This window comes from Allorhodopirellula solitaria (assembly GCF_007859855.1).
In the GTDB taxonomy this organism is placed as follows: Bacteria; Planctomycetota; Planctomycetia; order Pirellulales; family Pirellulaceae; genus Rhodopirellula; species Rhodopirellula solitaria.
Map to the genome: position 1 here is coordinate 1 of NZ_SJPK01000038.1, position 12,786 is coordinate 12,786.

Consider the following 12,786-nt stretch of genomic DNA (forward strand, 5'->3'; position numbering starts at 1 on the left):
ACTTGGATCTGCGTTTGGCGCAGTCGACCGAAACGACACCAAAGTGAGAGGGACCGACCGCCTCGACTCGCTGCTGAATCACCCCAGCTGGCTTGCCGATGTAACGGGCCTGATTGGATTTTGACGATTTTGACGAACGTTTCTTGGTGGCGATTGCCATATCGGAGTTCCTTGATTGAAGGGAAAGTGAATTCCTTCAATGAAAGCACTCAGAATGCGCCCCTGGTAGTTTTTTAGGCTAACTTGGGGACATACCAGGCATGGCTCTCGTATCCAATGATCGTTCAAAAATGCGTCCCTGACGAACAAACGCTCGCCAGGGACCGACAACGCCATTGGCGTACCGTCGACCGAGATATCCCTTGCCAAGCCAGCACGTCTGCAGAGCTCGGCTCCGTTTCTCACGACAGTGCCAGTCTAACATCGATAATCACATCCCACAAATAAATCCTTGGATACTGGTGCCATGCCTTGAAAACCTCGGGCGCACGCTTCCGTCGGATGAGCCAAAATTTTGGCAGTCCACGGCTCGCCACAATCATGGCGAAGTGCTAGCAAATGCCGACCCCGCAAATCACGGCGTTTTCAACGCCGCCGGGAATCGCTGCACGCACGGTAGCTCCATCGGATTTGACTTTTTCCACATGTACCTCAATTCCATTCGCACAGATCATATGCCACATCGCATGGATCTGTGTTTGGCTTTTCAGCCGAAATGCAATGTCAGTTAATGTCGCGTTTTTGTGATAACACGCCGCCATCGCGTCGTAGTTTAAGCCTTGATAATCTGCGAGTAGTTGCTCAATCAGCTGTTCGTGCGTGTTCAGCTTTATCCCTGCCGTGACTCTTTGAAAGTTGCCAGTATCTCAGTTGACTGATCCCGATGGATGTAGTCGATCGACTGCGAGATCACGGAAGGCGACCGCTTTATTGATTGTGTCGGACATGAAACACTATCGAAACGTAAATGGCAACCAGACACGGCGGTCGATTTCAATCCGACTACTTTCAAGGAGCTGGAGCGTGTTGACTGTGTTGTCCTATTTGAGTTGAGTCCGTTCGATTGTCGGATGCGAAATCAGCAATTCACAACAATCTCGGACCGTTCTTGCGAGAGTTGTCAGATCCGATTTGGATACGTCGTCAAGTCTCCAGTTCTGGAGTCCTGTGTCGCGGAATGCGACCATTGCCGCTTCCAACGAGGACTCCCCGTCTTGTCCCAGTTCGACCCAGTACAGTTCTGCCCAGTACAGTCGTTCAAATTCAGATCGGAACGTCAGCATAGATTCTCTACCTTCAGATGCTGCTTCCGCGATTGCTAACGTGACATTAATGGCCCGCTGACATAATCCTTGTGTGATGATATCGCGTTCAAATTCGCGACGCTCATTTCTGAGTTTGCTTTGGGTCGACCTTGTTAACAATTCGCTCGAAGATTGCTCTTTCCATTCATCCGCAGTGACCCGCACTAGATTGAGTACCGCATCTCTGCATTCCTTCGCCGGATGCTCGTCGTGCAACTCGTTCAACGGGCCTGAATAATCTCTCCAAATGGTCAAACGAGAATCAAGCTCTTCGACTGCTTTCTCAATACCTGCGCTTGTGATTCGGCGTGACGAAGGCATGCCGTACCGCTCAATGGCCTCGAAAGCTGTTTGGGCATCTGCCGCGGTCATTGCCGCCGCAACCTCACCTGCACGCCTTGGCAACTCGGTGAATAGATCCAATAGATCTTCCACGGAGTGTTTCGCAGTTTGTAAATTGGCTTCGGCTTTTCTCTTCGATCGGTTGGCCTCATTGGTTTTTTCCTTCAATCCTTCCGTAGTTGTGGCAAGGTCTCTGTTAGTCAGCGTCAATGCGGTATTGGTTGCGTCGAGATTCTTTCGTGCTGCTTCGGCCTGATTGAAATTCAACCATCCCCACACGCCCAGCCCGACGATCACAACGCTAGCCAGTGCACCGACTATTTTCAGGCACTTTCGATTTCGCTGCGATCTGTCTCGCAGTTCGAGGCTGCGTTCAAGCAATCGCTGCTCAGCAGAATTGAGGGTGCGCGTTCCGGTAACGCCGCGCTCGACAACAATGAGATCTGCTTCGTCCAGTGGCGTGCTCTCCCGATTTTCCGACCAGCCGACTGATCGATTGTCTAGGATGCGCCTCGCTCGTTGTCCGGGCTTATCGGACGAATCGAATTGCTCGCGGACGATCGGCGCGAGCGTGTCGTGCGCCAAGCGTGTTGTTTCGTTGCTATTCTTCTGATCGCTTGAGGCAAGCGTCAATAGATAAAGATCTTGGCACTGCTGAAGTACGTCCGGTAGCAATGCGCCCAAATGAACGTACTGCTCCTGCAATTGCTCGATCGTACACTGACCGGCCGTGCCCAGAGGTGTCGTGTGAAGCGCGATGATATCGAGAAGCAGACCGGAATCGACGGCATCGGGATATCGCTCTCGAAAGGCAGTGATCTGTTGGTTCAGGAAATCTCGCAGCAAAATTCCATCACGTTTTAACTGCTGATATAAATCCTGATTGAACTTCGGTTGTTCGTAGTTCGCGTCGATCGCCTTATTCCACAACTTGGTCAACAATATCTGCAAGGTCGGCGCGATGGCTGAGACACGATCTTCCAGCAGATCGTCGGCGATGATCTCGGCCAAACCGTCTTCAATCGTCAGTCCATACCGCTCGCGCATTCGCTTGGAGCTGGACGGACCTTGGACCACTTCGATGATGCCACGGCGGTCGAGCGGCTCAAGAAACACCTTGGTACGCGGCAGCTCGAATTCCACCAGTTGAGATTCCAATTCCGCCAGCCATTCTTTGCGGAATCCGAGTACCAGCTTGCCTTTAGGCCGATTCTTCGGGTCGCCGAACGTGGCTTTCACCGCGTGCAATAGTTGATCCAACTCATCAGACAAGTCTGCAATCGGACGCGTGTAAAGTTCTTCGACTTGATCCAGAAATACAATAAGCGGCTTGCCCGATCGTTCTTCGCTCATTCGCCAGGCTGTTTCAATCGAAACGTCAGATGCTTCTTGTAAGAACGCCAATTGAAGCGTGTCCAAAAGCCCTCCTTCTGTACGTCGTAAGTAACGGACTTCGTAGTCCCGTTCCAAACGAGGAATCAGTCCCGCATCGAGAATGGATGATTTTCCGACACCTGACTGGCCATAGAACAGCACGATCGGTGCCGAGCGCCGGGCGTTCAGTCGGTCGTACAGTTTGCGGATTTGATGTCCACGCCCGAAGAACACTTCAGCGTCCTCTCGACGAAACCAACTCAAATGCCGATAGGGGCTTTCAGGCAGATCTTGTTCGGGTAGTGGAGGCAGACCAAACAACGGGTCGTTCACCGCCTCGGGTAAGTTCCACTGATCGGCGTACTCAGAACCTTGACGTAGGTACAGATTCCAGGGCCAGCGATCTGGCTCAAGTTGGCTTTTCGGATCGTCTTTGTTGCCAAAGTACACGCCTCGCGTCGTGCCGCCTTTCACCGTCTGCACCGACGCTTCGGCTTCCTTGTAAGCGGTGCGAATCGATGCTCCGCCCGCCATTCCTTGATAAAACTGGTAGGCGAAATCCGTCGCCACCTGATCATCGATTGACCGCGACGTAGAGATGACTGCCGAGATGTTCGCATCGAGCAACTCCTGAGTTTGTAGCTGGGTCGAGCAGCCGTTCAGAAACACCAATTGCAGACCCTGCTGCTGCCCGAGAAAAGCAGCCAACCCACTCGCGTCGGCCGATGCGGTCTGCCCGCTGACTGACTCCAGCAGCAACTGGTAACCGTTGGCGTGTCCGCCATAGTGAAAAATGGCGATACGGTTGCGGTACTTTGGGGCCTGAAACACCTTGAAGATGTCGCCTGCGGTACTGTTGGATCGCACCACCGCCTCGCACAAACCTGCCTGCTCCGCGCGTTCCAGGGCCTCTCGCAAACGCCGTGCTTCATCCGGCAGGTTGCGCAGATAACCGACCGTGTCGTCTCGGTCGTTCGCAAACGCCAAAAGGATGACTGGTTTGTTGTTTGGGTCGCGCATGATGTTTTGTCCAAGGTCAGTCGGTTACTTCCGTCTCAGCGTCGCCTGCCGAACGCTGCGGCTTGAGTTTCAGGAATGGCACGCCTTCTGGCTGATAACGGATTAGGGAAACAGCGTGAGAAACCAGCGGTTCGACCGCTGCAGCATATAGACGCAGTTCCGTTCCCACCCAGACGAGGACATATTGTCCGTCTGGCGAGAACTCGCCTCCGGTTATACTTCCGGGCAGGATGTGCGCGGTGAGTAACTCGCCCGTTTCAAGATTCCAAATTTTGACCGTGTTATCGTCGCGGCCGAATGTAAGGAGTTGCCGCTGGTCGGGGGAGATCTGTACATCAGAGACCCATCCGCGGTGAGCTGCGATTTCCCGGATCAGTTGCCCGGTCGCAGCGTCCCAAACCGACGCGGAGCCGTCGCCGCATGCAGTCACGACCAAGTCACCGTCAGGTGAGAAACGCGCGGCCGGCTGAGCCTGACTTTGTTTTTTGATGGTCACAATGACTTCGCTGTCGGGCACGTTGAACAGCACAACCGACCCGATGTTGAGGATCAGTCGGGATCCGTCGGGCGACAAAGTGGTCTCGATGGGCGATGTCGCGATTGCTCGCCCACCGTAAACAGGGTGCGGAAAACGCGCGTACTCCTCCTCCGCCTTCCAATTCCAGATCACCGCAGTATTGTCTCGCCCCGTTGAGACAATATGCTCGCCGTCGCGTGAGAATTCGATCGAATGGACACCGTCCTTGTGTCCAGGCAGCGTGCCGATCCGGACACCCGTGCCGGAGTCGGAGATTTCGATGGTTCCGTTGCGATGGCCGGTAGCGATGACGGACCCATTTGGAGAAAACGTCGCACACCAGACAATTCCCGGCGGACTCTGAAAATCGAATGCCTTTTCCAGTTTTGTTCCAACGTTCCACATTTGGCAAAGGTAATCGTTGCCTTTCTTGCCGCTGGTAAAGATGCGGTCGCCGTGTGGCGACGCGACTGCTTTCGTGATTGAGACGAGGAGTGTATCCCGTTCAGCCACTGCCGCCTTGTTGCGTTCGTCCCAGAGGAAAAGCCGACCATCGCCCCCCGCCGAAAAAAAATGGTGGCCAACACCGGTAAACGCTGCCGTGGCGATCCGATCCTGATGGGATCGGAACGATTGAAGTTGGCCCTCGCGGCCCATTCGCCAAAGCCGGGCGGTGTTATCTTTGCTGGCTGTGGCCACACGCGTCCCATCACCGTTGAACGCAACATTCATAACCGAACCGCTATGGCCTCTGAGTTCCCGTACGTTCTTTCCGTCAGCAGTTCTCCAAATCCTCGCGGTATTATCCGAACTGGCCGATACCAGGAACATTCCGTCAGGGGAGAACGTCAGGTTCTCGATGGTTTCAGAATGTCCTGGAAGAGAGTTCACGCGTGTCCAATCGTCGGTGCGCCACAATTGGATCGTCCCTCCGGTGTCGCCGGTTGCGAGCGTGCTCTGGTCGGGCGAGAGGGCCAGGACGTAGCCGTAGCCCTGATGATCGAGGATTCTGTCAGACTTGCCTGTTGCGACGTCCCACACATTTAAATTTCGACGTCCTTCCATACTCAGCGTGATGAGCTTCAATCCATCATCCGTAGTCATAAACACCGCGCCCTTGAGATTGCCCTGACCTATATCCAGTGTCGTCAGACGCTCGCCGGTGTTTGCATTCCATATGTAGCTGATATGACCATCGTGCAAGGCGAGTACGCGGGACTCGTCAGGAGAAAGTAGCACGGATTGGACTGGTCCAAGTGAAAAACCATCATCGCGTTTGCCGACCAGGCTTCGCACCAGGACCCCATCGGAACTGTTCCAGATGGAGATAGTCGTGCCTGAGGCGGTCAGGACCAGATCGCCTGACCGCGTGAAGCAACCGTCTTGGACCACTGAATCGTGTCCACCGAGCACCGTAAGGCTGCGGCCGTCCGTCACATCCCATATTCTGGCAGCTTTATTCCAGCCGCAGGCAAGAACTCGTTGACCGTCGGGACGGAATCGAAGAGCGACGACTACACCCTCACTTCCCTGGAGTACGCGGAGCAGACGGCAAGTGGAGGTGTCCCAGATCCGGATTGTGCCGTCGCCGCTGCCAGTCAGAAGTGTCCGGCCATCGGGAGCGAACTGCACGACTCGGACCCATGACGTATGACCGCGTAACGGAAAGGAGGATTGCGCGGCGATTACTGCGTCTCCGAGAAATCGAAGTTCGTCGCCACGTGGAGATTTTCCCGTGTTGGCGCGGCTGGCGACTACATCGAGGGCGCCGACCAGGGCATCAACCTCGTGTCCTGGAATCTGGGCCCGGTTCATCACGCGTGCAACGCGATCATTTTCGGCGTTCTGCTCTGCTTCCGCAGTTTTTTGCTTCTGGATTTCGATCGATTCTTCGAGATCCTGATTTGCGATATCGAGCTTGCCCTGTTTTGCAATTGCGTCGTCACGCTGCAGAATAGCGTAGTGCGTGATCACCGCCAGAATCAGAAACGCCACCGCCACGATACCGGACGTCCCGACCAGAATCCTTCGTCGTTTTGCCACACTACGGTTGACGAATCCGGATTCAGTGTTGTTAAGCCAATTTTCCGGCGATTCCTGGACGCGTCTCAATAGCGACAGCCGCGGGTTGGTGTGCCATGTCCCGCCCTTATGTCGTTGCCAGTCAATGGCCGCCGGGGTTAACAAGCGTCTCAGCGTGAGCTGTTCCTGCTCGCTGCGAGTCCACGCCAGCAATTTGTCCCAGCCGCGAACCAGTGCGTCGTGTGCTGGCTCGACATAGGGTTCTCCGTCGACCTCCTTGCCTTCGACAATCAAACGGGCTTCAGAAAGGCGATTCAAGATGGCCGCGACACGCTTGTTTTCGTTGTCGCTCGGGTACTCAAGTTCCGACTTGGGGACGCGACGCCGAGCCAGTTCACCGCCTTGAGCGGAGACCATCCGTAACATGATTCGCTGCATCGTTGCCTGATGTGGACCATCCAGCTTTTCATACAACTCTGTAGCGCGGCTTCGTAGTGATCCCGCAACGCCCCCAAGTTGCTCGAAGTCCGCAAGTGTCAGGCACCGGTCGTCGCCTCGTCGCTGGAGATACCGCACATAGAGTTCGCTCAACGTAAACGACAACAATGGCATTGCGCCGGGTGTTTGGATGACCTCATCAATCAGCCGGTCCACAAGCCCGGCGGGTTGGAAATAGAGCACGCGGACAGATGCTGGACCTTCAATGGCCTCTCGCAAATCGTCTATCGACATTGCAGGAACCACGTAACGGCTCGATATCCAACAACTCGATAACGCGCACGCGGAAAATTGCGGTTCGAAATCCGAACGAATTGTAAAAACCAGTCGAAATCGATCGGGCTGCGCGTTCAAAGCCAATGCCAGTAATCCGATAAAGCGATCCCGCTCCTGGCAGTCCCAGCAGAGTGCTACCAGTTCTTCGAATTGGTCTACGATCAACAGCAATTGTGAGCCGCAGGGATGAGCCGCTGCCCATGTCTGGATTCTTTGCGCGAATGCGTTGTCGTCTGACGAAAGTTCAGCCAATCGGCTGGCTTCATCAGTGCCCGTGGCCTCGCCAGGCAACGTCAGACTCGCGAGTGTCGCAAGCGGCGACTTGCCAGGGCGTATGGTGGGAAGAATCTGCCAATCCTCGTCATCGACGCTTCGTAGAAGTGGAAGCAAGCCCGCCTTCACAAGACTGGACTTGCCTGTTCCCGATGCGCCCAGCACAACTGTCAGAGGTTGTGACGAGACAAGCGTGCGTAGTTCTTCGATTTCCTTTGCACGTCCGAAAAAGAGCTGGCTATTTTCCTCTTCGAACGATTGTAGGCCGCGGTAGGGATTGTTGGCGTAGTTCAGTTCCGGCGCGGGTGGCAGATTCAACTCGTGACCAGGCGACAGGAGGATGTACTCACCCTTGTCGTGTTTCTTTAGCGGCCAGAGTCCCGGTGTCTGGCGTGTTCGTTGTTCGACCGTTGCCGTTTCCACGTACTCGCGTAAGTACAGATACAATTCGGTGGCGGTGATCACGCCATCGCCCCCAGGCTGGCCATCTTTCCCACGCGGAATCAGGTCCGCGTCTCCTGCCAACGCGCGAAACAGGGCTGCGGCGAAGGGAGAGTGTTCGGCTGTTTCAATCCGCTCTCCGATCGTGTTTCCCGAAAGAACGTCGAGCGCTTTTTGATCGTAGGCCGCTGAAGTGAGCACTTGCCAGGCGGGATCCCGAATATATCGATCATACCGCTCGCGATGAATCACGCTGGGCAATGCACTTAGGTCTCGCGTGCTGGACCAACGAAACGCGCCGGCAAAACAACAGTCCAGGATTAACAACATGTGTCGACACGGTAGCTCGCCTAATGCATCACTGAGTTCCGTCATCGGCAAGAAGCTTGCGCGGTCTTCGCGATTGGCATCCTCGGGAACCAAGTATCCTTCCGGTCCGCCATCACCATCGAGTGCGATGCCGTGCCCTGCGAAATAGAGAAGCACACGATCGTCAGGACCCACTTGCTGGGGCATCTGGTTGTGGATGAGTTCTCGCAGTGTGAAAAGTGTCGGAGCACCATCCTTTGGCAACGCAAACACATTGTATCCATGGGATTCCTCAAGCAGATTTCCAAGTCGCTCTGCATCAGCTACTGCGGTACGAAGCTGAGGAATTCCGTTCTGGTACGCATTGATCCCGATGACGTACGCTCGATTGTGGGCGAAGTCCGCCGCAGCGGCTTCAACCGGATTCTTTCCAAACGAAATCCCTCGATCAACGCTCATCGAAAGTTCTTCCTCCGATCCGTGACCATTGAATTTCCGCCAGTGTCTTCAATCCGGCTTCGGATATGAAATAGTTCAGGTGGTGACAGACTACGTTGTGTTTTGTCGGTGCAGGGATTCGATCATCGGCGATGCCGCGGATGCTGTCGTCGCTGACCGCGATGTCGTGGCCGTCGTTGTGATAGAGCGCGTCGAACGCGATGCCCGTTCCGACTTTGGCAACCAGCCGGGCCATGATCTGATCAGCCGAGTCCTGGTAGTCGCGGATGTCGCCGGCAACGATTGTGTAGGGCACGCCCGGGTCGGGGCTGCTGTTAAGCGTTGTGATGAAATCGGAGGTCGGGTTCATCTGCTCCAGCGTCGGAGTCACCTTCTTCGAGCGATTGAGTAAGTACACCAACGCGCCGCAGAAGGGCGTGAACCCTGGGAACGTGGCGATCGCCAGTGTGGTCAACATGCTGGACAGTTTGCGAGCCAAGTCGACTAGGCCGAAGGGTGAGCCCACGTTGGGTGTGCCAAACATGACCAGATGATCGACGACTTGGTTGCCACCTTCGCGTTCGATGAACCATCGCGCGACCAGACCGCCCATCGAATGCACTAACAGCGTCAAACCCTTGTCCTTGTTCACGTCGAGGCCAACGCTGGCGAGTTGCTGCTTGAGCTTGACCGCGGTATCTAAAATGGGAGTGCTGAGGTTTTCGTAATCGTATGTCAACACAAGGTCGAACTTTTCGCTAACATTCTTTCCGTCGGCGTCCTTGGCCAGCGACAGCCCTTGGGCGATGCCATCGGTGTCGCCAATGATCCCGTGAATGAGCAGCAAGACGTTCTGCGCGGCTGCGACCTTTTCGGCGATATCGCTGCGATGTCGTTCAAACGAGCCGTCCGGTTTGTACTCGATCCAACAGAGTCGATTGACGTTGTCACGTTTGAGATAAGTCTTGAAGAAATACAGTTTCAAAGCGCTGCCGAGACTGCGGCGGTTGTCCCGGCATTCAGGGATGCCGCTGATGGTGATGTGCGTTGTGCCGTCGTCAGCATGTTGGGGATCTCCCGCCAACAAAATGTCCTCACCGTCAAACACGAGAGGCAGGATGAACTCGTTGTCGGCCAGATCAACTTTGAGTGCGATTTCCAGCGGGTGATCTTGCAGGGCTTCGGGATTTTGGATATCGGTCAGCTCCAGAACGTTCTGGACGTCGCCTCGAGTGCCCGCGAAGTTCAGTAGGTCCATACCCTGACGCTCGAGGGCCCAGTAGAAGTCCGCACCATTTCCGGAATCGCGAGTTCCTGACTTCGCTCCGCTGAGACTGACGGCGGCTTTGAGTGACGAATGGCCTTTGATCTTAATCTTGCCACCCGCCAGCGTCGTCTCTTTGGCGGAGACTCGATCGAGCTGTCGGATGAGCCGGATTCTCAGATCTTTTGTGAACCACTCATTCTTATGAATGAGCTTCCTTCGAGATTTACCGAATGAAAGCCCTTTGGCAGCCCGTGTTCCTCGCGGGTTAAAAATCTTGCCGATCTCCAGGCCATCCTGGCCAAGTAGAAAGTCGTCTACCTCCTCGGTGCTGACGATCAATTTGAATGTGTGGGTGACCTCGTCACCGTCTGTCTCATTGAGTAAAAGATTCACAACGCTTTCACCCATGGGCGTCAACGTGAACGATTCCTTCGTGGGTTCTACTCGCTCCTTGTAAAGCATGGTGATGCCGAAATCGTCTGAAAGGTGAACGAGCACGAAATGTAACGGCTGGGCGGTGCGATTGTTTGCAGTGAATTTCCCCTGCACCTCGGACCAGTTCTCTCCTTGCTCGCGAATATCGAGAGTGATTTCGTTGCTGTCGTAGGGATGCAGTGAGTCATCATCGAGCACCTCACTGAATTGAAATTGCACATCGTCTCGATTCATTTTGGTCGACTGGTTTTGTAGCTTGACAGCTCGCTCCCAGTCGGCAATGCGTTTGAGGATTCCGATCATGTATTCAGTGGCAGCAATGGACGTTCCTATGGTCCCCTGAATCAGCTTGCCTGTTTCTCGCCATTGCAGCCGGAGCCCGTCGTCCGCGGCATTGAGTGCATAAGCGGTTCCCTGATCCGAGGCGGTCAGAAAGGAAATGCCAATCGACTGATCCTCTGATTCAGAAAGCGATTCCTGAAGAGATGCGGACTTCTTCGCTTCCCCTTCCAGCAAGACAGGCAATGGCGGGACCGGGAGGCTGGTGACTTCTGCCAAGTAGCGAGTCTCTTCGTCGGACTTCAGATCTGCCAAATCCAATTGGCTCTTTTGCGCGCCCACCTGAGTCGTCACTGCGCGTCCAGCCCGCAGTGATGGGCTTTTTTCGCGATACAGCGTCAGCTCGGTGGTAACATCAGGTTCTGTTGGCAACCCATGTAACGCTCCACAATCAACCATCCAAGAATCGTCATCAAAATAGACACTGTATCGACGTGCCCTCCGAATCGTTTCACTGCCAAGGAATCCAGAGTATGCGTTAAAACCATAAAAAGTTTCAAACTGGGGATCCTGATTGTCAGCTCTCTTGTTTACCATCGCTCGGCAGCGCATGAAAAGATCAGCGTAGGCCAGATCTGATTTTGATTTGTGCAAGACATCCAGCAGGGTGCTGGTAAAAACGCCACTGTGTTCTCTGGTTTCGAACGCCTTTTGGATTCGTTGGCAGGCTGCCAGCAAGATGTGCTGGCTAGGTGGGATCTCCAGCCTCTCCCCATTCTTTTCTACCGCTGTGTAGTAGCCATCAACGTAGCTATCAAGCGGCCGTTCGTCGAAGACCTGATGTGTCTGTCGACATTTGCCTAACGCAAAATCATCCGCGCAGCGCGTAGACGAGCCGGAATGGCAACTATCGAGGATGACTGCAATGTGCGGTTCGTTCTTTGCCAGCTCGGACAGGAGAACTGCCAATTCCTTGTCAGCGAGATCGAATCCGCCTGGCGACCGGCTATCGTAACAGACCAAGCCTTCATCCATTCCATCGGGATAGAACTGCTCGAACGCTTTCGCTGATTTCCATCGAGCGCCGTGGCCACAGTACTGAAATACAACGACGTCTTCCGCCTTGGCTTTGCTCAGGTGTGATCGAAATTGTTCGATGATATTAGGACGCGTCGCCTCTGCATCCTTCAGCACCTCAATCCGCAGTCGTGCTTTTTCAAAGTTGTCCGTGAGATAGCCGCGGAAATGATCGACGTCATTGACGCAACCTGCCAACTTCCCCACGGCCGGGGAATAGTCGTTGATTCCAACCAGCAATGCATAAATATTCCCAGCCACACTCGTTCCTTTCTTTTTAGAAACCCAATCACAAGCATTCTACCGGATCCACTCCACCGCGTGGGATGCTAGTGTGAGGATTTTGATTGATCAGTCTGGATAATTGGACTCGGGCGGCTTCTTTTCCACAATTCGAATCCTCCGGTTGCCTGATGATAGCGGCACGACACTCAACGCGAGCATCGTCACTCGCCTCGTGAAATCTCGTAAGTATGTACTCCGAATTCGGATGTTTTTGAACTTTTCCAGCGACAGCAGTTCCCGGCGGCGTTAAAAACGCCGTGTTTTGCGGTGTCGGCATTTGCTAGCACTTCGCCATGATTTTGATGGATTGCGGACTGTCAAAATCTTGCCGATTTCCTATCATGCGTGCTTCTAAAATCGTTAAGCATGGAGCACCCTCATCATGACAGACCAAACGCTTTCCCCCAGAACCCGTCGGTTCCTTTCCGCCGACGCGCTCTTCAAACTGCTGCGGAATCGATTCGAAGCGGTCCAAGACGATCGAAAGCAAGCCAATCTCACCGGTTCTTCTCGGAATTTAGTGGCAGATAGCCGATTTTAGCTGGTTTTTGTAAACTGGTGGGATGAACAGTCTCAACGAACATTACCGTGATCTTCTTGGCCTCGATGATTCTTGGACAGTGTCCAAG

The 12,786-nt window shown here is 54.3% G+C and carries 3 protein-coding genes; all 3 read right to left on the reverse strand.

Annotated elements, in window-relative coordinates; genetic code table 11:
• Window positions 1–1,040: 1,040 nt before the first annotated feature.
• From CA85_RS24145 to CA85_RS24155, 3 genes are read right to left on the reverse strand one after another with little or no spacing between them, the layout of a single operon-like run.
• Window positions 1,041–4,040 carry an nSTAND1 domain-containing NTPase gene (locus tag CA85_RS24145; RefSeq protein ID WP_146394210.1) on the reverse strand — a complete coding sequence of 1,000 codons (3,000 nt, stop codon included), beginning with the start codon at window positions 4,038–4,040 and terminating at the stop codon, window positions 1,041–1,043.
• Between the two features lie 16 nt (window positions 4,041–4,056).
• Complete coding sequence (locus CA85_RS24150; protein WP_146394212.1) at window positions 4,057–8,835, reverse strand: nSTAND1 domain-containing NTPase; 4,779 nt, start codon at window positions 8,833–8,835, stop codon at window positions 4,057–4,059.
• Window positions 8,825–12,133 (reverse strand): caspase family protein, encoded by a 3,309-nt coding sequence (locus CA85_RS24155; protein ID WP_146394214.1) that lies wholly within the window; start codon window positions 12,131–12,133, stop codon window positions 8,825–8,827. Before CA85_RS24155 ends, CA85_RS24150 begins: the two co-directional genes overlap by 11 nt.
• Window positions 12,134–12,786: the final 653 nt, after the last annotated feature.

Excerpts from the sequence above, each read along its gene's own strand:
- CA85_RS24150 (WP_146394212.1), bottom strand. The coding sequence starts at position 8,835 with ATGAGCGTTGATCGAGGGATTTCGTTTGGAAAGAATCCGGTTGAAGCC.
- CA85_RS24145 (WP_146394210.1), bottom strand. The coding sequence starts at position 4,040 with ATGCGCGACCCAAACAACAAACCAGTCATCCTTTTGGCGTTTGCGAAC.